We start from the raw sequence: 20,717 nt of genomic DNA on the forward strand, positions 1-20,717 counted from the left end.
AGCCGCATCGGTGCCAGCCGTCAAGATGCTTGGTGTTCTATTCGAACGTACACCCCATCCATGCGGAATGTAAAAAAGCAAAAATAAATTGTCGGCTCCGGATAGCCTCAATCGTCCTCGTGAATGGAGTGAGCTGCAATGCGCCGGCGCGGTTCTCCGATCTCTAATGCCGGCGTATATGGAGGTACAATTGACGAAGGTAAAAGTTGCTGGGTTCGGCGTTTCGCTTGATGGCTTCGCTGCAGGCATCGACCAGAGTTTGGATCGACCGCTTGGCTTGCGGGGCGAGGAACTCTTTCAATGGTTTTTTCCCACGCGGGCGTTTCGCCAGATGATCGGAAAAGACGACGGTGAAACGGGTCTGGATGACCGGTTCGGCCAACGCGCGATGGAAGGTTTCGGTGCCTTCATTCTCGGCCGCAACATGTTCGGGCCCATTCGTGGGGAATGGCCTGATGATCAATGGAAAGGCTGGTGGGGCGACAATCCCCCTTATCACGCGCCGACGTTCATCCTGACACATTACCCCAGACCACCAATCGAGATGCTCGGCGGAACGACATTTCATTTTATCACCGGCGGCATTGAGGAGGCGCTGCAAAAGGCGCGCGAAGCAGCTGGCGCAAAGGACATCAAGATCGGTGGCGGTGCCGAGACCGTGAGGCAATATATAAAGGCCGGTCACGTCGATGAAATTCACCTCGCTTTTGTGCCGACGGCTCTCGGCCAGGGAGAACCGCTCTTCGCCGGCATCGACCTTCATGCGCTGGGATACCGGACAATCGAGCATGTTCCGACGGAGCATGCAACGCATATCGTTCTGGCGAAGTAGAGTTGGCGATTGACAGGCCACGGCGCTCTCGATCCGCCTGTCTGTCGCCGCCGGTTCTTCACTGCCACGTGCGAATGGCTGTCATCAAGCGGGAGGCGGAAGCCTGCCGCTTGACTGATTGAGCCTGTCACCGACGCTTTTTCGAGGAAAGCACTATGGGCGATCGAATGTTTCCGGCCGCAATTTCCCAGCCTTCATAAGATGTTGCAGGGCGTAGGATAGGGAAAGAGCATCGTCGAGTGCGTCATGCCCCTGCAGGGGAGGATGGTCGACGCCATAATAATCGGCGAGCTTGTTGCTTGGAGTTTTCGCCAGATCCTCGATGGGCATTCCGGCGGCCAGCAGCAATTTGACGGCGTTGTCGAAGCGGTGAGCGGGAATTGGCGGCTGGATGCCGGCGATATAGCAACTGATCGCCACCATGTTCAGCTCATCCTTGCCCCATGACCAGAAGCGAGCGCCGTCCGAGAAGCCGTCGACGCCGGCAAGCGCATCCTGCAAGCTGACGCCTTTCGTCTCGATGGTTTCTTCGGTGATGCCGGTAAGATCGGTGAAGAAGGGATCGAGCGCGTATCGATTGCCAAATCTGTCGATGGGGCGGACATAGGCCTTATAGGTGTCGAGAATGGCGAAATCCCCTTCAAGCCGGAGCTTTACCGCACCGATCTCGGCGATCACCGGATCGGGATCATGCGCCGCACACCAGAATCGGCGTTGCGAGCCTTCGAGACAAAGAAATTCGCAGTCGAATATGATCGCGGTCTTCATGTCGGATCCTCCAATCCTCCTGGTGTCGGCAGAACTCGATGCTACCGTTGCCGCCCTGAACGCATGCTTTCGGCGACGCCGACGAAATCGCGGGCCGCCTGCGGCAGGCTCGATCCCTTGCGCCAGACCATGCCGACCTGCACGACCGGCAGCGATCCCGATACGTCACGGCTTTCGATGCGGTCGCCTTCCAGCGACCAAGGACGGTAAACAAGATCCGGCAGCAGCGCGACACCCGCGCCGGTCGCGACCAGACTGCGCACGGCTTCGACCGAGCGTGTGCGGAAGGCGACATGCGGGCGGGCGCCGAGCGCGCTCAAAAGCTTGCCGGTATTTTCCTCGATTTCGTCGATGGTCAGCATGATCAGCGGTTCGCGAGTGATATCCGCGACGCTGATGATATCGGCCGAGACGAGCGGATGGCCCATTGGAAGCCAGAGGCGGTAGGGAGAGGTCTCCAGGATCTCTGCCTGTAGGGCCATGCGGTCGCGCAGATTGGAGATGACCATGACGGCGACATCGAGTTCACCACCAACCAGAAGATGTTCCAGATAGCCGCCATTATCCTCGATGGCGCTGACTTCGACACCTGGGCAAGCGCGACGATAGCGCGCCAGAAGATCGGATAGGACATAGCCGGCGACGAGCGATGTCACGCCGATGTTCAGCGTGCCGCCGGCCTCATTCTGCTTGCCGGAAAAGCTGGTGCGCGCGTCGGAAACCGTCGCCAGGATCTTTGTCGCGTGGCGCAGGAACTGATGGCCGTTATGGGTGATGGAGAGACCGCGCGGATGGCGCTCGAATAGCTCCACGCCAAGGTCGCTTTCCAGCTCTTTCAGGGCCTCCGTGACCGAGGATTGAGAGATGGAAAGGTTTTGCGCGGCACGGGTCACCGAGCCCTGTTCCGCCACGGCGACAAAGTACTGCAGCTGTCTCAAGGTGAAGGCCATGCTTCGTTAGAGCATGGCCGGTGCGCACAAAGCAAGCGCTTGTCACAACTGTGAAAGTTCGGACCTTTTTTGGTAAAGACGGTGCGGCAGCCCTAAGTTTCACCTCTGCTTTAAGTATTCCGAAACGCCACTTCCTTAACGTGAGGGTTGATCATCTTTGTCACCTTGGAGTGGTCTATGCTGGAGCAGTTGGCGTGAGCGCCTTACTGCACATTTTCCGGAGGCCCCGGAAGCTTGTCGTCATTATCGGCGGAGTGGCCTTTCTGGTAGGCTGCTCCGGCGTATTGGCGCTCTATTTTGGCAAGGACAGACTGCTTGGCATGGCGGCCGCTTCCCCGAACGGTCTGCAGTGTACCGACATCAATCTCGTGACCATTCGCAAGGAAAACCGCTTCTGGGTGCGTAAATATATTCGCACCGATCCGACCGATGGTTTGACGCGGGTCAAGACGGCATTGCGCGTCGCCAAGGCCGTTTATCAGGAACAGAAGCCCGATCTCGTTCAGGTTGTGGTTCTCGACAAGAATGGACCGACGTTGCGATCCGATATTCGCGGGCGTGCGCTGGGGGCTGACGTCGTCTACGTGCCGCATCCAGAAAAGCTGACGGACGGCAGTGCCGAGGCGCCGTTATCGGCGCGCTATTACGATGGCGGAGCCAGCAATGCCGGCCTGTTTTACGGCGAGCAGGTGACGATGCTGCCGAAGGATATCGACACGGCCGTCGCCGGGCTGAAGGATTTCACGGATTGCGACAATGCGTTGGCGGCAGACGCTGGCGGCGACGCGAAAAAGGACAAGATGAAAGCGGCGATCGCCGCAGAGGAAAGGGCATCGGCGAAGCACGAGGCCGCGCATGAAACCAAGCCGGATCCCGTCGAGCCGAAATCAACAGGCAACGTGCGGCCGGGGTTCGACGAGGACGGCGAGTTTATCGGCGCCGACAACAATCCCAAGAGCAAAAGCCCGTCGCCAGGTCTCGACCCCACAATGACGGGCGCCGCCGATCGGCGCTCACCGGTTACGAACTGATCGGAACCGACGCGGCGCCTTCAGGCGACGAACGGCATCTTAGTCAGCCAGATGCTTCTCGCCGATCGCCTGATAGAGCGCGAACAGCGCTTCATGAACTTCGCCGGCGAGACGATAGAATTCGGGATTGGCCAGAATGGCCGGGTGCAGCAGCAGCTGATCGTCGGTCATGTCGAGCATGACCGACGCCGTGTGCATGGCCTCATGGCAGCCAAACGTTCCCGGTGCGTATTGCGACAGATCGATGTCGCCCATCTCGGCCAGATCGGCCAACCGCTGCTGTTCGCGGTCGGCATCTGTTGCTGATGTCTCATTGTCCGTCATGGTGCGCACCTTATATGTTTAGGGAGCGAGGGCTGTCTCAGTCCGCCTTGTTGCGGCGTGCCGGGAAGAGGATGATGTCGCGGATCGACGGCGAGTTGGTCAAAAGCATGATGAGGCGGTCCACACCGATGCCGAGACCGCCTGCCGGCGGCATGCCCTGATCGATCGCGTCGAGGAATTCCTCGTCGAGTTCCTTCTGCTTTTCGCCACGCGCATGCGCCTGCTCCAGCTGCTCGACCATGCGGGCGCGCTGCTCTTCCGGATCGTTGAGTTCCGAGAAGGCGTTGCCGAGTTCCCAGGCATTGCAATAGGTTTCGAAGCGCTCGACGAGGCGCGGCTCGCCCGGCACTTCCTTGGCGAAGGGCGAGATGTCCTTCGGGAAATGCGTGACGTGCGAGGGCTGGATCAGCGTGCTCTCGACCTTCTCTTCGAAGATGAAGGCAAGGCACTCGCCCCAGGTCGCGTCCTTCTCGACGGCAAAGCCGGCGGCCTTGGAGGCGGCGCGAGCTTCCTCGTCGGTCTTGATCGCGAGGAAATCGATGCCGGTTGCTTCCTTGACGGCGTCAGGCATCGGCACGCGGCGGAACGGACCCTTGAAGGAGATCTGCTTGTCGCCAAAGGCAAACTCAGTGCTGCCGTGGATCGACATGGCGAGCGTCGAGAACAGGCGCTCGACGAGGTCCATGATGTCCTCGTAGTCGGCGTAGGCCCAGTAACATTCCATCATCGTGAATTCTGGATTGTGCCGGGTGGAGACGCCTTCGTTGCGGAAGTTGCGGTTGATCTCGAACACCTTGTCGGTGAGGCCGGAAACCAGCGTGCGCTTCAGGAACAGTTCCGGCGCGATGCGCAGGTACATGTCGAGCTTCAGCGTGTTGTGATGCGTCTTGAACGGCTCGGCGGTGGCGCCGCCATAGACCGAATGCAGCATCGGCGTTTCGACTTCCATGAAGCCGTCATTTTCCATGAAGCGGCGGATGCCGGAAACGATGCGGCTGCGCTGCTGGAAGCGAAGCTTCGATTCCTCATTGGTCATGATGTCGAGGTGACGCTTACGGTAGCGCAGCTCGATATCGGACAGGCCGTGCCACTTTTCCGGCATCGGCAGCAGCGACTTGGTCAGCATGGTGATCTGCTGCGCATTGATCGTCAGCTCGCCGCGCTTGGTACGGCGCACGACGCCGGTGACGCCAATGATATCGCCGATATCGATCATCGGCAGCAGGGAGCGCGCTTCTTCCGAGGTCACATCCTTGTGGCTGAAGATCTGGATCTTGGCCGAGGCGTCATGGATGTCCATAAACATGCCGGAGTTGCGCGAGGAGTAGACGCGGCCGGCAACGGTCACGACGTCTGTCGTTTCCGTATCCGGTTCCAGGCCTTCGTATTTCGCAGCCAGCTCGGAATTGGTGAGCGTCCGGTGGAAATGCGCTGGATAGACGTCGCCGATCTGCTCACGCAGCAGCTTCAGCTTCTGCGCACGAACTTCCGTCGCGTCGGAGGAAAGGGCTGATGTTTCGGTCTTGTCGTTCATGGTTTTACGTCCGGTTCAGTTCTTCGGGCCGACGAGGGTCGCAACGGTCTGGGCAGCCAGTTTCAGCCGCTGACGCACGACGGAACGGCCGAGGATTGCCATGCTATCGAAAAGCGGCAGGGAGCGCGAGGAGCCCGATACCGCGACGAAAAGCGGGGCGACGATGACCTTCAGCTTCTTGCCCATGCGGTCGGCGATGGCGCGCAGCTCGGCTTCGATCGTCTCGACATTCCATTCGAGGATCTTTTCGAGATCCGGCTGCACGGTGTTCAGGATTTCCAGCAGCTCTTCCGGCGTCGACTTGATCTTCGCAAACGCCGAAGCATCGAGGTTGAGGTCGGACTTGAACAGGAAGCCGGCGAGATCGGGCAGTTCACCGAGCTTGGTGATGCGCGACTGCGACAGCTTCAGGCCTTCCTGCAGGCGGCTGTTTTCCATGGCCCAGGTCAGAACGCGCTGCTGGAACTCTTCTTCCGAGAGCTTCTCGCGGATCCAGCGACCATTGAGCCAGTCGAGCTTCTGAATATCGAAGATCGCGCCGGCCTTGGACAGGTTTTCTGGATCGAACTTTGCGGCAAGCTCGTCCATATCAAGCAGCTCTTCACCTTCGGCGATCTGAATGAAGAACAGGCCGAGGAAGTTCATCAGCGCTTCGGGGATATAGCCGAGCGCCGTGTAATAAGAGATCGAGGTCGGGTTCTTGCGCTTCGACAGTTTCGACTTGTCGGCATTGCGCATCAGCGACAGGTGCATGAACACCGGCGGCTCCCAGCCGAGATACTGATAGATCAGAATGTGCTTCGGCACCGAAGCCAGCCATTCTTCGCCGCGCGCGACGTGGGTGATCTTCATCAGATGGTCGTCGACGACGTTTGCCATGTGATAGGTCGGCATGCCGTCTGCCTTCAGGAGGACCTGCATGTCGACGGCATCCCACGGGATTTCGACATCGCCGTAAACGCCGTCATGGAACTTGCACGAGCCTTCGGTCGGGATCTTCATGCGCACGACATGCGGCTCGCCGGCAGCGACGCGCGACGTCACTTCCTCGGCCGAAAGGTTCAAACAGTGGCCGTCATACTTCGGCGGCAGGCCGGCGGCGCGCTGCGCCTCGCGCATCTTTTCCAGGCGCTCGGGCGTGCAGAAGCAGCGAAAGCCGTGGCCGGCCGATACGATCTGCTCGACGTAGGGCTTGTAGAGGTCCTTGCGGTCGCTCTGGCGATAGGGGCCGTACGGGCCGCCGACATCGGGACCTTCGGACCATTTGAGGCCGCACCATTTCAGCGCATCGAGAACCTTGGTCTCGAATTCCGGGGTGGAGCGGGTCGCGTCGGTATCCTCGATGCGCAGGATGAACTCGCCGCCGTTTTTCTTGGCGAAGAGATAGTTGAACAGCGCGATGTAAGCGGTGCCGACATGCGGCTCGCCGGTGGGGGAGGGTGCGATGCGGACGCGAACGCCTGAAGTGGTCATCTTGTTTGCCCGTCATAAAAGGCCGGGCTACGCTCGGGATGAGCGCCGACCAGCCGAAAATGTCTATCTGGATCAGGAAACCGGCCGGAAAAGGGCGCGTTGCCGCTTCAATTCCACGATTTCCGTATGGCTGGCCTTAGGCCATATTCAAGGGATGCCGTCAAGGGAAACTGCGTTGCCAGGCTGCTTCGGCAATGCTGCGTGCCCTGCGGCGCATCGATTTGACGCGATCTATCAATTTCATGTCGTCTCTTTACTCTTCATAAGGCTACGAGGATAAAAGCGAGCCGGTCGTCGAATTTGATTTGCAATTTTCGCGGCAGTGGCGAAATAGGTCTTCAATCGTTCACCGCGAGGAAACAATGAAGAAATTGATTTTGAGCCTTTTATTGACCGCCGCCATGTTCGATGCGGCCGCGGCACAATCGACCATCACGCGCGATAGTTCCTCGCGCCTGATCGAATCCTACCGCGCCTACATCGGCAGTGACGATCTCTATAATTCTAAGGGCGAGCGTCTGACCGCACCCTGGCAGATCATCCGCCAGGACCGCGCCAACTATCACGTCTATCGCCGCCGCGACCGTGGCGACGAGGGCGACAGCTTCTTCTCTCAGGCGTCCAACCGCCAGAAGCTTGAAGCCATGCTGGCAAGCGGCAACATCGCCAACGATGCCGGGAACCTCATCGTACGCGGCAATGTCTGGATCAAGGTCGACATCTACGGACATGGCGACATCGGCCAGTCGGTCGACATTCACGTTCAGGATTGACCAACGTCATGAAAGCCGCGCCTGTTCATAGGCGCGGCTTTCGCTATCAGTGGCCGCTGGATGCCTTCTTGCGGCGATTTCTCGCCAGCATGTTGAGCACCTCCACCAGCGCCGAGAACGCCATCGCTGCATAGATGTAGCCCTTGGGCACATGCACGCCCATGCCTTCGGCGATCAACGTCGTTCCGATCATCAAGAGAAAGGCGAGCGCGAGCATGACGATGCTCGGGTTTTTCTCGATGAAATTGGCGAGCGGGTTTGCCGCAACCAGCATGACCGTCACCGCAGCGATAACGGCAACGAACATGATCGGCAGATGCGGCGTCATGCCGACGGCGGTGATGATGCTGTCGATGGAGAAAACGAGGTCGAGCAGCAGGATCTGGCCGATCGCCGAGGCGAAGGTCGAGGTTGTCGACTTGGCGATGAAATCCTCACCCTGCTCCTGCGGGTCGACATTGTGATGGATCTCCTTCGTCGCCTTCCAGACGAGGAAGAGGCCGCCGCCGATCAGGATCATGTCTTTCCAGGAGAAGCCCTGGCCGAAGACTTCGAAAACCGGCTGCGTCAGCTGGACGATCCAGGCGACCGTGCCCAGCAGCGCCAGGCGCATGACGAGCGCCAGACCGATGCCGATCTTGCGGGCGCGGTCACGATGCTCGGCGGGTAGCTTGTTGGTCAGGATCGAAATGAAGATGAGGTTGTCGATGCCGAGAACGACTTCCATGACAACCAGTGTGATGAGCGCGACCCATGCGCTCGGATCCTGTATCAGTCCAACAATATTCATTGGCGATTTCCCCCGACATCAGCAGTTGCCGAGGCTGACCCCCAGCCCGGCATGCGTGAATGCCGGTAATGTAAGGAGCGCCGCCGCAGGTACAAGGCCGCAGCCAGAGCGGTTCAAGTTTTCACGGAAACTCCGAACCGCTCTATCTTTTGCCTCGCGCAACTCCGGACGGAAAACCGCCACGCACTTTTCCTGGAGTTGCTCCAATTCGGTGCGACAGCGCTGGCCTCAGGCTTTCAGCGGAATCCAGATTTCCGTCACGCCCATGCCGGTGCGTGGGTCGAAGCGATCATCGTAGCGCTCCATCATGTCGAGAATGCCGCCATGCTGATGACCGGATTGCGGCAGCCATTCACCGAAGATCTGGTGAACGGTGGCGGAAATGCCGGAAATGTGGCCGCGATGCGTGAAGACCACGTAGCGCTGCGCCGGCAGCCTCAAGGTCGTAAAGCCCTCGGGCATATCGTCGGTGCCAGACACTTCGGTCGAGGACATATAGTGGAAGCTTTCGCTGCCTTCCTCGGCCTGGGTGCAGACGCCATAGGCGACATTGCCGATCTGACCGGGGATATGGCCGAAATGCTGGTTGAATTTCTGCCATAGGGCTGGGATCGCCTGTGTGGCCTCGTAGGCGTAGGTTTCCGCAAGACCTGCAAGCAGCATTGCGGGGCGAGTCTCGAAGCGCGGAGCTTCGAGCTGGGGAAGGCGAGTATCGTCCATTCTGATCGGCTCCTGTAGAGCAAGGTTGCGAACGTGACCTTGTTTGCGCAGACTTTCCGGCGTCAGGCCGAATTGTTCGCGGAAGGCACGGGTGAAAGCCTCGTGCGAGCCGTAGCCGGCATCGAGGGCAACCTGGAGAATGGAAGTGGTTCCGCCGATCAGTGCGAGAGCTGCGCCGCTGAGGCGTCGGCTTCTGATATAGCCGCTGATCGAATGGCCCGTCGTCAATCCGAAGACCCGCGACAGGTGATAGCGCGACAGCCCGGCCGTTTCGGCAATCTCGTCCAGCGAGATGTCGGATTCAAAATGGCTTTCGATGAACCATATCGCCCTGCCGATCGCGCTCATGTTCCGCTCCTCTGGTTGCCGGACCAGTCTTAGGCGTCCGGCGGCGGCGATGCTTGATCGCCATTGCGGAGTTGGAACACTTCATGCAGATCGACAAGAGGAAAGGCGTGTTCGACCTAGTCCTTGCGATTTGCGCTATAAGCGGCCAGGAAGACACGAACGGCGCCACGCACCACATAGTCTATATCTTCCTTTGACGGTGGCTCGGTCATATCGCCGAAGAGCCGCACCTTGAAATAACCGCCGCTGGCCATCTCGAGAAACTGACGCGCCGCCAAATCGAAATCCTGAATATCGATGCTGCCGGCCTCGGCCTTGCGCTCCAGGAAGCTGCGCAACACGCTTCTCAGATTGTCGGGACCCGTGAAAAATCGCTGACAGAGAGAGGGCATGCGCTCGCGGACGCCGATGATGGTGCGTACCGCATTGATCGCCTTGTCCGACGTCACGTAGCTCGCAAACACCTTGCCGAATTCGCAAAGCGCGGAGGCGATATCGACATCATCCTCCAGTACGGCGCGCGCCGATCCGACCAATTGGGTGCGCTCGCTCTCCATCATCGCCGCAAACAAGTCTTCCTTGTTGGCGAAATAGACATACAGCGTGCCCTTGGAGACGCCCGCCTCGCGGGTAACGTCGTTCATGCTCGCCGCATCGAAGCCCATCTTCATGAAGACGCGCTTGGCGCCTTCCAGAATCTGCTGGCGCTTGACCGGATCCTCGCCTGCAGCCCAACGTCCACCGGAACTCGGCGCGGGTGCGTTCAGCACTGCGGCATTCTGCGATTCGTGTTTCATCGTCTCCTGCACTCGATCATTTTTTCTGAATCTTAAACAGATTCGCCAAATAAATCGAACCGCTCAGTTCGATGTATCTTGATATGGAATGAAAAAGGTTCTATGTCAATTAAACCGAACCGTTCGGTTCGATTAATTTTACCTAGAATTTCGGTGGTAGGGCAATGTCGTCAAGTCATGGAAACAATGTAGCGCGCATCGTGAATGAGCCCGCTGATGCCGAAGCGAAAGCTCCGGAAGCAGGGGCATCCGCCGATGCGCCTGTTGCCGAAACGCGCGGCACTCCGGCTCCTGCCCAGGCTGCGCCCGCATCTCCGGCCCCCGCGGCCCCACCGTCGCCGGAGAAGAAGCGGCGCAGCCTGGCCCTCCCGATCATCGTCGTCATCGCTCTCGCCGCCGGCGGCTGGTATGGCTATGACTGGTGGACCAACGGCCGCTTCATGGTTTCGACCGACGACGCCTATATCGGCGGTGATATCGCCACCATCCAGCCGAAGGTCACCGGCTATGTTGCCAAGGTGAATGTGGTTGCCAACCAGCAGGTCAAGGCCGGCGACGTCCTCGCCACGCTCGACGATGGCGACTATAAGCTTGCGTTGGAGCAGGCTCAGGCTTCGTACGATACCGAACAGCTTTCGCTCCATACAATCGATGCTCAGATCGCTGCCGGCCAGGCCGCTCTTGCCCAGTCGCAGGCCCAGAAGGTTGCCTTGGAAGCCACGGTTCGTGGCGCCCAGATCACCCAGACGCGCGCTGCTGAACTGCAAGCCAAGTCGGTCGGCACCACGGCCGCCTTGGATAGCGCCAACATCGCGCTCGACCAAGCCAAGGCGAACCTGGTCGGCGGTGATGCCGCAATCGCGTCGGCGCAAGCCAATATCAACCTCCTGCAGGCGCAGCGCCGTCAGGCCGAAAGCACGATCAAGGGTTTGGAAGCTGCCCGAGACAAGGCTGCGCGCGACCTGTCCTTCACCGTGCTCAAGGCACCTTATGATGGTATCGTCGGCAACCGCTCCGTTCAGGAAGGCGACCTCGTTTCGCCTGGACAGAAGCTGATGGCCATCGTTCCGACGCGCCAGCTCTATATCGACGCCAATTTCAAGGAAACGCAGATCCAGCATCTGGTTCCCGGTTCCAAGGTCAATGTTCACGTCGATGCCTATAGCGATCACCCGATCGTCGGCACCGTCGAGTCGATCTCGCCGGCTTCCGGCTCGGTCTTCTCGCTTCTGCCGCCGGAAAACGCGACCGGCAACTTCACCAAGATCATCCAGCGCGTGCCAGTGCGCATCGCATTGCCGCAGGATGCGCTTGACACCGGTCGTCTGCGGGCAGGCCTCAGCGTCGTTGTCGACGTCGATACCCGCACGGCACCGACCAAGTAAGCGATCAAGCTCGGGAGAGACGCCATGTCGTCCGCCAGCACTACCGCAGGGTCGCCTCCGCGCGGGGCCGCTCCTGCTGCGCCACCGGCAGTAGAAGACCATATCGACACGAGGAAGCTCATCGCCTTTCTGGCGATGGTGCTCGGCATGTTCATGTCGATCCTCGACATTCAGATCGTTTCGGCGTCGCTCAGCGAAATCCAGGCGGGCCTCAGCGCCGGCTCGGATGAAATCGGCTGGGTGCAGACGGCCTATCTGATTGCCGAAGTCATCATGATCCCGCTGTCGGGAACCTTGGCGCGCATCATCTCGACGCGCTACCTGTTCGCGATCTCGGCCGCCGGCTTCACCGCAGCGAGCGCGCTTGCCGCCACCGCCACCAACATTGACCAGATGATCATCTACCGCGCCCTGCAGGGCTTTATCGGCGGCGGCATGATCCCCTCGGTGTTCGCGGCGGCATTCACGATCTTTCCGCCGTCCAAGCGCAACGTCGTCTCGCCGATCATCGGCCTGATCGCCACACTTGCGCCGACCATCGGTCCGACCGTCGGCGGCTATCTCTCCAATGCCTTTTCCTGGCACTGGCTGTTCCTGGTCAACATTCCGCCTGGTATCGTCGTCGCCATCGTTACGTGGAATTTCATCGATTTCGACAAGCCCGAACTGTCGCTTTTCAAGAAGTTCGACTGGTGGGGCCTGATCTCGATGGGCGTTTTCCTCGGCGCACTGGAATATGTGCTCGAAGAGGGCAATACCAATGACTGGTTCAACGACAATTACATCGTTGTCGGCGCCATTGCCTCGGCCATCGGTGCGGTGATCTTCTTCTATCGAGCCTTCACGGTGGATTTCCCGGTGGTCGATCTGAAGGCGTTCACCAACAAGAACTTCTCGTTCGGCTCGATGTTCTCATTCGTCATGGGCATCGGTCTTTACGGTCTGACCTACATCTATCCGCTCTATCTTGCGCGTATTCGTGGCTACGATTCGCTGCAAATCGGCGAAACGATGTTCGTTTCCGGCCTCACTATGTTCTTCACGGCGCCGCTTGCCGGCTTTCTGTCGAGCAAGATCGACCTGCGGCTGCTGATGATCATCGGCTTTACGAGCTTCTCGGCCGGCACGTACATCATGATGCATCTGACCGTGGATTGGGACTTCTGGGAACTGCTGATCCCGCAGATCCTGCGCGGTTTCGGATTAATGCTCTGCATGGTGCCGATCAACAATATCGCGCTTGGAACCATGCCGCCCGCTCGTATGCGCGGGGCCTCCGGTCTGTTCAATCTGACGCGTAATCTCGGTGGCGCCGTTGGTCTTGCGATCATCAATACGCTGCTGACCAACCGGCAGGACCAGCACTATTTCAATCTGCGCGACAATATCCATTGGGGCAACCAGATTGCCGTCGACCAGTTGAACAACATGGCTGCGAGCATGAATGCCGCCGGTCTCGATGGACAGCAGGCCGCGCTGAGGCAGATGGTCAACATGGCGACGCAGCAGGCTATCGTCATGTCCTTCGGGGATATTTTCCTGATGCTGACCGTCCTTTTCCTGGCGATGATTCTCGGCGTTCTCATGCTGAGCAAGCCGAAGACTGCGGGCGGCGGCGGTGGCGGAGGCCACTGAAGCCCTCTCCAAAAAATGCTCCCAAGGCATGGCCCCTCCTCGTGAGGGGCCTTTTTTATTGGTGGTCGCGGCCGGAAAATCCGGTCACGGGAAATTTTTGATTTACGTACATCAAAAATGGCGGTAAAGGGTGTCGGCAGGAGGAGCTGATGAGACCGACCGTGCATGACATCGCCGCTGCTGCGGGCGTCAGTCTCGCCACCGTGGACCGCGTGTTGAACCAGCGGCCGGGCGTTCGGCTGGTGACGCGCGAGAAGGTGGAAGCCGCGATCCGGCAGATCGGCTATATCCGCGATGTCGCCGCCGCCAATCTGGCCAAGGGCCGGGTCTATCCTCTCGTTTTCATCGTGCCGACCGGCGATAACTCCTTCATGCACGGGCTACGTTTTGAAGTGCATCAGGCAACCTTGCGCGCCGGCATAGAGCGCACCGATATCCGCATTATCGAAGTGCCGCCGTTCGATGTGCCGGCTCTGGCTGCGGCGCTGGACACTTTGCAGGGGCATGACATCGCCGGTGTCGCTCTGGTGGCGACCGATGCGCCGGAGGTGAGCGCTGCCGTCGATCGCCTTGTCTCCGAGCGCATCCCTGTCGTTACGCTGGTATCCGATCTCACTGATTCCACGCGGCATCACTATGCCGGCATCGACAATATCGCCGCCGGCCGCACCGCCGCCCGTTTGCTCGGGCGCTTCCTGGGCGGCCGTCAGGGAGATCTCACCATTCTCGCAGGCTCCATGCTGGTGCGTGACCATCGCGAGCGTCTGCAGGGCTTTTCGGCCGTCATGGCGGAAGAGTTTCCCAAGCTGCGATTGCTGCCCGTCCTTGAGGGACGCGACGATCCGGAACTTGCGCAATCGCTCGTGTCCGAGGCGCTTGCGGAAAGCCAGGATATTATCGGTGTCTATAGCCTCGGCGCCGGCAACAGGGGATTGATCGCCGCCGTGAAGGCGGTCCGGTCGACGCGCGAACTGACTGTCGTCGTGCACGAGTTGACGCAGCATACGCGCGCAGCGCTGCAGGACGGCACGATTGATGCCGTCCTCAACCAGGATGCAGGCCATGAGGTGCGCAGCGCCGTCCGGGTGATGAAGGCAACCGCCGATGGTCAGGCCGTTATCGCCGATCAGGAGCGCATACGTCTCGACATATTTTTGAAGGACAATCTGCCCTGAGCATTCAAACTTGGCAGAGCATAGGGAGTAACATCTGATGTATTTGGGTCTCGATCTCGGAACGTCCGGCGTCAAAGCGATGCTGATCGACGGCAATCAGAAGATCATCGGTTCGGCACATGGCGATCTCGATGTGTCGCGCCCGCATCCCGGCTGGTCGGAGCAGGATCCGGCGCATTGGGTTCGTGCGACGGAAGAAGCCGTGGCCGGGCTGAAGGCCGCGCATCCCAAGGAGCTGGCTGCCGTGCGCGGCATCGGCCTGTCCGGCCAGATGCACGGCGCGACGCTGCTCGACGCCGACGACAAGGTGCTGCGCCCCTGCATCCTCTGGAACGACACGCGCAGCTATCATGAGGCTGCCGCGCTTGACGCCGACCCGCGCTTTCGTGCTCTGACCGGCAACATCGTCTTCCCGGGCTTTACCGCGCCGAAGCTTGCATGGGTCGCCAAGAACGAGCCGGATGTCTTCGCCAAAGTGCGCTGGGTGCTGTTGCCGAAGGACTATCTGCGTCTCTGGCTGACCGGCGAACACATGTCGGAAATGTCTGACTCCGCCGGCACGTCCTGGCTCGATACCGGCAAGCGCAAGTGGTCTTCCGAGTTGCTGGCGGCGACCAATCTCGATGAAAAGCAGATGCCGACACTGGTCGAAGGCACCGAAGCCGCCGGCAAGCTGCGTGGCGAACTGGCGTCGAAATGGGGCATTGCCGGCGATGTCGTTGTTGCCGGCGGGGCAGGGGACAATGCGGCCTCGGCCTGCGGCATGGGCACGGTCAGCCACGGCGCCGCCTTCGTTTCGCTCGGCACATCGGGCGTGCTCTTTGCCGCCAACGGTTCCTATCTGCCAAAGCCGGAAAGTGCTGTGCATGCCTTCTGCCACGCCCTGCCGAACACCTGGCACCAGATGGGCGTCATCCTCTCGGCGACCGACGCGCTCAACTGGCACTCGCATGTGACGGGCAAGTCTGCCGCCGAACTCACCACGGAGCTTGGCGATACGCTGAAGGCGCCGACGAGCGTCACCTTCCTTCCCTATCTTTCGGGCGAGCGCACGCCGCACAATGACGCGACGATCCGCGGCGCCTTTATCGGTCTTGGCCATGAAAGCGGCCGTGCTGTGCTGACGCAAGCGGTGCTCGAAGGCGTCTCCTTCGCCATTCGCGATAATCTGGAAGCGCTGCGCTCGGCCGGCACCGACATTGCGCGCGTGACGGCGATCGGCGGCGGCTCGCGCTCGCGCTACTGGCTCGCCTCGATCGCGACGGCGCTCGGCGTGCCTGTCGATCTGCCGGCGGACGGCGATTTCGGCGCGGCCTTCGGGGCTGCTCGCCTCGGGCTGATTGCCGCCACCGGCGCCGACCCGGTCGCAGTCTGCACCCCGCCGCAGACGGCCGGCACCATCGATCCCGTGGCGTCGCTGACGGATGCCTATGCGGATGCCTACAAGCGCTATCGGGCGGTCTACCCGGCAATCAAGCCGCTGTCGGCACATTAAACCGGGAGGAGTGCAGGCCCCTCATCCGCCCTGCCGGGCACCTTCTCCCCGTTTTGACGGGGAGAAGGGGATAGAGGCACCTCCGCCGTGCCTCCCATCTCTGAAGCGCGCGAGGATAGAGAGGTCGTCCCCTCTCCCCGCAAGCGAGGAGAGGGCCAGGGTGAGGGGCCGCACCGCACAACACGAACAAGCAATACTGAAATACCAACCTGAGGAGACAAGACATGAGCACCGGATTTTTTGGTGACATCAGCAAGGTGAAGTACGAAGGCCCGGATAGCACCAATCCGCTCGCCTTCCGCCATTACAACAAGGACGAAGTCGTCGCCGGCAAGCGCATGGAAGACCATCTGCGTTTCGCCGTTGCCTACTGGCACACGTTTACCTGGCCGGGCGGCGATCCCTTCGGCGGTCAGACCTTCCTTCGCCCCTGGTTCAACGAGACGATGGAAGCCGCCAAGCTGAAGGCTGACGTCGCCTTCGAATTCTTCACCCTGCTCGGCGCGCCCTATTATTGCTTCCACGATGCCGACGTGCGTCCGGAAGGCAAGAATTTCGCCGAGAACACCAAGAACCTCAACGAGATCGTCGACTATTTCGCGCAGAAGCAGGCCGAAACGGGCGTCAAGCTTCTCTGGGGCACGGCGAACCTCTTCTCCAACCGCCGCTTCATGTCTGGCGCTGCGACCAATCCGGATCCGGACGTCTTCGCCTTCTCGGCTGCGACCGTGAAGACCTGCATGGACGCGACCCACAAGCTCGGCGGCGAAAACTACGTTCTCTGGGGCGGCCGCGAAGGTTATGAGACGCTGCTCAACACCGACCTGAAGCGCGAAATGGACCAGATGGGCCGTTTCCTCAATCTCGTCGTCGAATACAAGCACAAGATCGGCTTCAAGGGCACCGTCCTGATCGAGCCGAAGCCGCAGGAGCCGACCAAGCATCAGTATGATTACGATGTCGCCACGGTTTACGGCTTCCTGAAGAAGTACGGCCTCGAAAACGAAGTGAAGCTCAACATCGAGCAGGGCCATGCGATCCTCGCCGGCCATTCCTTCGAGCATGAGCTGGCGCTTGCCAACGCGCTCGGCGTATTCGGCTCCATCGACATGAACCGCAACGATTACCAGTCCGGCTGGGATACAGACCAGTTCCCGAACAACGTTCCGGAAATGACGCTGGCCTACTATCAGGTTCTAGCAGGTGGCGGCTTCAAGTCCGGCGGCACGAACTTCGACGCCAAGCTGCGTCGTCAGTCGCTCGATCCGGAAGATCTGCTCATCGGCCATATCGGCGGCATGGATTGCTGCGCTCGCGGCCTGAAGGCTGCTGCCAAGATGATCGAGGACAAGGCGCTCTCCAAGCCGCTCGCCGACCGCTACGCCGGCTGGGATTCCGCCGAAGGCCAGAAGCTGCTGCGCGGCGAATATTCGCTCGACCAGATCGCGCAATGGGTCGAAACGAAGGACGTCAACCCGCAGCCGAAGTCCGGCAAGCAGGAGCTGCTCGAAAACATCGTCAATCGTTACGTTTGATCGACAGGATCGGGAGGCGGTGCTGCATCGCCTCCCGACGTCTGCCTGAAGGCACGGCTGGAAATGGATACGGAATTTCCGCTGGGATCCTTGGCATTGGCAAAGATATAGCCGTCGGCTTGATGGACAGGGCCGAATTCAAGACCTTCTTCCAAGCACCGCGCGCGGAATGCTTCGACATCTTCGACATCGAACACCAGCTTCACAAGCGACTGCCCCATTTTCTGCGACTTGGCCGCTGGATGAACCATCAGGTTGGCGCCGCCATCCGAAGCACGCAGTTCGACAATCCGATCGCCTTCCTCCCGGTGAGGCTCAAAGCCAAAATATCTTGCGTAAAAGCCGATGGTCGCTTCGACATCGCAGACATAAAGAATGATCCGACCAAGCGGCATCTTCAAAAATCCCTAGCGGCGAAGGCGCGATGGTGCGGAAACCGTGTTTCGCACCACCAGATCTGGCCGCAGCAGAATCTCCGTCTCGGCGGGTTCGCCGTCTGAAAGCAGCTCAAGCAGGAGCGCCATCGCATGCTTGCCGATGGCGGTGCGCGGCTGCCGGATCGTCGTCAGCGACGGCGTCATGAACACGGCTTGCGGAACGTCGTCGAATCCCGTCACCGAAAAATCCTCGGGAATGTCGTAACCGCGTGTCTTCAGCGCGATCATGACGCCGATTGCCGTCTGGTCGTTGACGCACATGAAGGCGGTCGGGAGCGTGTCGCGCATGAAGAGCTGTTCGACGGCAAGCCGACCGCTCTCGATGGTGCCGTCGCCTTCGAGGACCATGCGAAGTTCAGAGCCGATACCAGCTGCGTCCAGCCCTGCTTCGTAGCCTATCCGTCGGCGGCTATAGGCGAGGCGGGTGCGAGAATCGCCGACGAAGGCGATCTTGCGATGACCTTCGGCAATCAACAGGTCGATCGCCTTGCGCGCGCCGGCGATGTCATCGACGCCGACATAGGGAATGCCACCATTGAAGACCGGTTCGAAAACGCCGACACTTGGCGGAAGCCGCGCCGTCATCGTTTGATGGCCGAACGGCAGGATGCCGGTGAAGAGGATCAGCCCCGCCGCCTGGTTCGAGTTCAGGAACTTTAGGTACTCCAGCCCGCGCTGCGCATCGTTTTGCGTATGGCCGATGAGTACGCCGTAGCCATGCGAGCGCGCTTCGTTTTCCAGGCCGATGAGAATATTGGAGAAATTGGGGTCGCCGATATCGGGCGCGACGACCAGAATCATGTTGGAGCGGCCGAGCCTGAGGCTGCGCGCCATGGCATTGGTCGTATAACCGGTGACGGCAATCGCCTGGTTCACCTTCAGCCGCGTCGAGTTGGCGACCTTCTCCGGGGTATGGATTGCCCGCGAAACCGTTGCTATCGAAACATTGGCAATTCGGGCGACGTCTTCGATAGTTGCGGGCGTGGAATTCGACACTGCGCTCTGCCTTGGGTCTCGTCTGGCAGCGGAGACTACACAGACTTACGTGGAGGTCAAAGGTAACCGTGAAAAATTGTATGATATCCAACGATGTAAACCTTTACACCGGATATGTAAAGGTTTACACAGCATGGAAAGCGGGTGGGACCGCAGGGAGGATTCAATGAGTTCGGAAGCCGTCGACGGTGCAATTGTGCTGTCTGCGAGAGGCATATCGAAGTCCTTCAACGGCGTGCAGGTGCTGTTCGGCGTCAACTTCGATTTGAAGGCCGGCGAGGTCCATGCGCTCATGGGCGAAAACGGCGCCGGCAAGTCGACCCTCGTCAAGGTTCTTTCCGGTTTCGAGCAGCCGACCTCAGGTGAAATCCTTCTCGATGGCCATGCTGTGAAGCTGCCCCCGAACGGCGCTGCGGAAGCGCTCGGGATCGTCATCATCCATCAGGAATTCAATCTCGCAGAGCACCTGACCGTCACCGAGAGCCTGTTTCTCGGGCGTGAAATTACCCGTTTCGGTGTTCTCGATCGCAAGCATATGCGCACGGAAACGCGGCGTGTGCTCGATCTGCTCGGCTCGCATGTCGACGAAAATGCACTCATCAGCTCGCTGTCCATTGCCGACAAGCAGATGGTGGAAATCGCCAAGGCGATCAGCCGCGATGCGCGCATCGTCTTCATGGATGAGCCGACCGCAGTTCTCTCGCGTGAAGAGACCAATTTCCTCTTCAAGCAGGTTCGCAAACTGCGCGACCAGGGAACGAGCTTCGTCTTCGTTTCCCACAAGCTCGATGAAGTCATGGAGCTGACGGATCGGGTGACGGTGCTGCGTGACGGGCAGTGGGTGAAGACGTCGCCGACATCGTTGCTCGATGGCGAGTCGATCGCTCAGCTGATGGTGGGGCGTGAGCTCTCGAGCCTCTATCCGGCCAAGAACGAGCCCGACATCGACGAGCAAGTGGTGCTCAGCGTCAGCTCCGTTTCGACCGGCTACGTCCATGATGCGAGCTTCGAGCTGCGCAAGGGCGAGATCCTGGGCTTTTCCGGAATGATCGGTTCCGGCCGCACCGAGCTGATGGAGGCGATCGTCGGTCTGCGCTCGCGGGTATCCGGCGATGTCATCGCCAACGGTCAGGCGGTCCCCGCCCATGATGTGCATGCGGCCATCGATGCCGGGCTTGCCTATATGACCAAGGATCGCAAATCCAAAGGCTTGCTTTTGAATTCGGGCATGGCCGTCAATCTCACTCTTCAGTCGCTCGATCGGCACGGCAAGTTCGGTTATCTCAGCGCTTCAAGCGAAGCCAATGCGCTGTCGCGGGCGCGCAGGCGCTTCGATATCCGTGTGCGGGACGGAAACATCGTTGCCGGCCGCATGTCCGGTGGCAATCAGCAAAAGCTGCTTCTGGCGAAAGTCATGGAGACCGAGCCGCAGATCATCATCATCGATGAGCCGACGCGTGGTATCGATGTCGGCACGAAGCAGCAGATCTATCATTTCATTTCGGCGTTGGCGCGGGACGGTCATTCGATCATCGTGGTCTCTTCGGAAATGCCTGAAGTGATCGGGCTCTGCACCCGTATCGCAGTGATGCGCGAGGGCCGGATCGTCGGCGTGCTCGAGGGCGACGAGATCTCCGAACAGGAAATCATGCGTTATGCGGCGGGTCTGAAGAAGAAGACTGCCGCCTGAAAAGGCGGCGCAGGGCAGGGCGAATTCCC

General features: G+C 59.9%; 19 protein-coding genes. 9 read left to right on the forward strand and 10 right to left on the reverse strand.

Annotation, left to right across the window (positions count from 1 at the left end; genetic code table 11):
* Positions 1 to 190: 190 nt before the first annotated feature.
* On the forward strand, positions 191 to 832 hold the full coding sequence (locus tag HGP17_RS22105) for a dihydrofolate reductase family protein (RefSeq protein WP_168812610.1): 642 nt from the start codon (positions 191 to 193) through the stop codon (positions 830 to 832).
* 153 nt (positions 833 to 985) lie between these two features.
* On the opposite strand, the gene HGP17_RS22110 is transcribed toward HGP17_RS22105, so the two are convergent.
* Positions 986 to 1,600 carry a 3'-5' exonuclease gene (locus HGP17_RS22110; protein ID WP_168812611.1) on the reverse strand — a complete coding sequence of 205 codons (615 nt, stop codon included), beginning with the start codon at positions 1,598 to 1,600 and terminating at the stop codon, positions 986 to 988.
* Positions 1,601 to 1,641: 41 nt separating this feature from the next.
* The gene (locus HGP17_RS22115) at positions 1,642 to 2,550 is read right to left on the reverse strand and encodes a LysR family transcriptional regulator (RefSeq protein WP_168812612.1); all 909 of its coding nucleotides are present in this window, start codon (positions 2,548 to 2,550) and stop codon (positions 1,642 to 1,644) included.
* Positions 2,551 to 2,744: 194 nt separating this feature from the next.
* Between HGP17_RS22115 and HGP17_RS22120 the strand changes: the two genes are divergently transcribed.
* The gene (locus HGP17_RS22120) at positions 2,745 to 3,581 is read left to right on the forward strand and encodes a hypothetical protein (protein ID WP_168812613.1); all 837 of its coding nucleotides are present in this window, start codon (positions 2,745 to 2,747) and stop codon (positions 3,579 to 3,581) included.
* A gap of 39 nt (positions 3,582 to 3,620) precedes the next feature.
* On the opposite strand, the gene HGP17_RS22125 is transcribed toward HGP17_RS22120, so the two are convergent.
* Genes HGP17_RS22125 through gltX form a run of 3 tightly spaced genes read right to left on the reverse strand, consistent with a single transcriptional unit; the run spans position 3,621 to position 6,912 of the window.
* Positions 3,621 to 3,905 (reverse strand): hypothetical protein, encoded by a 285-nt coding sequence (locus HGP17_RS22125; RefSeq protein WP_168812614.1) that lies wholly within the window; start codon positions 3,903 to 3,905, stop codon positions 3,621 to 3,623.
* 37 nt (positions 3,906 to 3,942) lie between these two features.
* On the reverse strand, positions 3,943 to 5,439 hold the full coding sequence (gene lysS / locus HGP17_RS22130; RefSeq protein ID WP_168812615.1) for a lysine--tRNA ligase: 1,497 nt from the start codon (positions 5,437 to 5,439) through the stop codon (positions 3,943 to 3,945).
* 15 nt (positions 5,440 to 5,454) lie between these two features.
* On the reverse strand, positions 5,455 to 6,912 hold the full coding sequence (gene gltX / locus HGP17_RS22135; protein WP_168812616.1) for a glutamate--tRNA ligase: 1,458 nt from the start codon (positions 6,910 to 6,912) through the stop codon (positions 5,455 to 5,457).
* A 362-nt stretch (positions 6,913 to 7,274) separates the two neighbouring features.
* On the opposite strand from gltX, the gene HGP17_RS22140 reads away from it, so the two are divergent.
* Positions 7,275 to 7,685 carry a hypothetical protein gene (locus HGP17_RS22140; protein WP_168812617.1) on the forward strand — a complete coding sequence of 137 codons (411 nt, stop codon included), beginning with the start codon at positions 7,275 to 7,277 and terminating at the stop codon, positions 7,683 to 7,685.
* Positions 7,686 to 7,731: 46 nt separating this feature from the next.
* On the opposite strand, the gene HGP17_RS22145 is transcribed toward HGP17_RS22140, so the two are convergent.
* The 3 genes from HGP17_RS22145 to HGP17_RS22155 form a co-directional block, all read right to left on the reverse strand.
* On the reverse strand, positions 7,732 to 8,475 hold the full coding sequence (locus HGP17_RS22145) for a TerC family protein (protein ID WP_168812618.1): 744 nt from the start codon (positions 8,473 to 8,475) through the stop codon (positions 7,732 to 7,734).
* A 228-nt stretch (positions 8,476 to 8,703) separates the two neighbouring features.
* Positions 8,704 to 9,543 carry a GyrI-like domain-containing protein gene (locus HGP17_RS22150; RefSeq protein WP_168812619.1) on the reverse strand — a complete coding sequence of 280 codons (840 nt, stop codon included), beginning with the start codon at positions 9,541 to 9,543 and terminating at the stop codon, positions 8,704 to 8,706.
* A gap of 116 nt (positions 9,544 to 9,659) precedes the next feature.
* The gene (locus tag HGP17_RS22155) at positions 9,660 to 10,340 is read right to left on the reverse strand and encodes a TetR/AcrR family transcriptional regulator (RefSeq protein WP_168812620.1); all 681 of its coding nucleotides are present in this window, start codon (positions 10,338 to 10,340) and stop codon (positions 9,660 to 9,662) included.
* Positions 10,341 to 10,504: 164 nt separating this feature from the next.
* Between HGP17_RS22155 and HGP17_RS22160 the strand changes: the two genes are divergently transcribed.
* The 5 genes from HGP17_RS22160 to xylA all read left to right on the forward strand — a co-directional run bounded on the left by HGP17_RS22160 (position 10,505) and on the right by xylA (position 17,565).
* Entirely contained in the window at positions 10,505 to 11,725 is a 1,221-nt protein-coding gene (locus tag HGP17_RS22160; protein WP_168812621.1) for an HlyD family secretion protein, read from the forward strand.
* Positions 11,726 to 11,749: 24 nt separating this feature from the next.
* Positions 11,750 to 13,360 carry a DHA2 family efflux MFS transporter permease subunit gene (locus tag HGP17_RS22165; RefSeq protein WP_168812622.1) on the forward strand — a complete coding sequence of 537 codons (1,611 nt, stop codon included), beginning with the start codon at positions 11,750 to 11,752 and terminating at the stop codon, positions 13,358 to 13,360.
* 149 nt (positions 13,361 to 13,509) lie between these two features.
* Positions 13,510 to 14,535, forward strand: a complete 1,026-nt coding sequence (locus HGP17_RS22170; protein ID WP_168812623.1) for a LacI family DNA-binding transcriptional regulator — start codon at positions 13,510 to 13,512, stop codon at positions 14,533 to 14,535.
* 37 nt (positions 14,536 to 14,572) lie between these two features.
* Positions 14,573 to 16,030, forward strand: coding sequence for a xylulokinase (xylB, locus tag HGP17_RS22175; protein WP_168812624.1), 1,458 nt, complete (start codon positions 14,573 to 14,575; stop codon positions 16,028 to 16,030).
* Positions 16,031 to 16,254: 224 nt separating this feature from the next.
* Positions 16,255 to 17,565, forward strand: a complete 1,311-nt coding sequence (xylA, locus tag HGP17_RS22180; RefSeq protein WP_168812625.1) for a xylose isomerase — start codon at positions 16,255 to 16,257, stop codon at positions 17,563 to 17,565.
* On the opposite strand, the gene HGP17_RS22185 is transcribed toward xylA, so the two are convergent.
* Together HGP17_RS22185 and HGP17_RS22190 are read right to left on the reverse strand one after the other, a co-directional pair.
* Entirely contained in the window at positions 17,556 to 17,960 is a 405-nt protein-coding gene (locus tag HGP17_RS22185) for a VOC family protein (RefSeq protein WP_168812626.1), read from the reverse strand. The genes xylA and HGP17_RS22185 overlap by 10 nt on opposite strands.
* A 12-nt stretch (positions 17,961 to 17,972) precedes the next feature.
* A complete protein-coding gene (locus HGP17_RS22190) occupies positions 17,973 to 18,998 on the reverse strand; it encodes a LacI family DNA-binding transcriptional regulator (RefSeq protein ID WP_168812627.1) in 1,026 nt (341 codons plus the stop codon).
* 166 nt (positions 18,999 to 19,164) lie between these two features.
* Here HGP17_RS22190 and HGP17_RS22195 point away from each other — a divergent pair, with 166 nt between their 5' ends.
* Positions 19,165 to 20,688 carry a sugar ABC transporter ATP-binding protein gene (locus HGP17_RS22195; RefSeq protein ID WP_168812628.1) on the forward strand — a complete coding sequence of 508 codons (1,524 nt, stop codon included), beginning with the start codon at positions 19,165 to 19,167 and terminating at the stop codon, positions 20,686 to 20,688.
* Positions 20,689 to 20,717: the final 29 nt, after the last annotated feature.

It is taken from the genome of Rhizobium sp. P38BS-XIX (genome assembly GCF_012641435.1).
In the GTDB taxonomy this organism is placed as follows: Bacteria; Pseudomonadota; Alphaproteobacteria; order Rhizobiales; family Rhizobiaceae; genus Rhizobium.

Excerpts from the sequence above, each read along its gene's own strand:
- gltX (WP_168812616.1), bottom strand. The coding sequence starts at position 6,912 with ATGACCACTTCAGGCGTTCGCGTCCGCATCGCACCCTCCCCCACCGGC.
- HGP17_RS22115 (WP_168812612.1), bottom strand. The coding sequence starts at position 2,550 with ATGGCCTTCACCTTGAGACAGCTGCAGTACTTTGTCGCCGTGGCGGAA.
- HGP17_RS22185 (WP_168812626.1), bottom strand. The coding sequence starts at position 17,960 with ATGCCGCTTGGTCGGATCATTCTTTATGTCTGCGATGTCGAAGCGACC.
- HGP17_RS22145 (WP_168812618.1), bottom strand. The coding sequence starts at position 8,475 with ATGAATATTGTTGGACTGATACAGGATCCGAGCGCATGGGTCGCGCTC.
- HGP17_RS22165 (WP_168812622.1), top strand. The coding sequence starts at position 11,750 with ATGTCGTCCGCCAGCACTACCGCAGGGTCGCCTCCGCGCGGGGCCGCT.
- HGP17_RS22125 (WP_168812614.1), bottom strand. The coding sequence starts at position 3,905 with ATGACGGACAATGAGACATCAGCAACAGATGCCGACCGCGAACAGCAG.
- HGP17_RS22150 (WP_168812619.1), bottom strand. The coding sequence starts at position 9,543 with ATGAGCGCGATCGGCAGGGCGATATGGTTCATCGAAAGCCATTTTGAA.
- xylA (WP_168812625.1), top strand. The coding sequence starts at position 16,255 with ATGAGCACCGGATTTTTTGGTGACATCAGCAAGGTGAAGTACGAAGGC.
- HGP17_RS22140 (WP_168812617.1), top strand. The coding sequence starts at position 7,275 with ATGAAGAAATTGATTTTGAGCCTTTTATTGACCGCCGCCATGTTCGAT.
- HGP17_RS22170 (WP_168812623.1), top strand. The coding sequence starts at position 13,510 with ATGAGACCGACCGTGCATGACATCGCCGCTGCTGCGGGCGTCAGTCTC.
- HGP17_RS22110 (WP_168812611.1), bottom strand. The coding sequence starts at position 1,600 with ATGAAGACCGCGATCATATTCGACTGCGAATTTCTTTGTCTCGAAGGC.
- lysS (WP_168812615.1), bottom strand. The coding sequence starts at position 5,439 with ATGAACGACAAGACCGAAACATCAGCCCTTTCCTCCGACGCGACGGAA.
- HGP17_RS22195 (WP_168812628.1), top strand. The coding sequence starts at position 19,165 with ATGAGTTCGGAAGCCGTCGACGGTGCAATTGTGCTGTCTGCGAGAGGC.
- HGP17_RS22155 (WP_168812620.1), bottom strand. The coding sequence starts at position 10,340 with ATGAAACACGAATCGCAGAATGCCGCAGTGCTGAACGCACCCGCGCCG.
- xylB (WP_168812624.1), top strand. The coding sequence starts at position 14,573 with ATGTATTTGGGTCTCGATCTCGGAACGTCCGGCGTCAAAGCGATGCTG.
- HGP17_RS22160 (WP_168812621.1), top strand. The coding sequence starts at position 10,505 with ATGTCGTCAAGTCATGGAAACAATGTAGCGCGCATCGTGAATGAGCCC.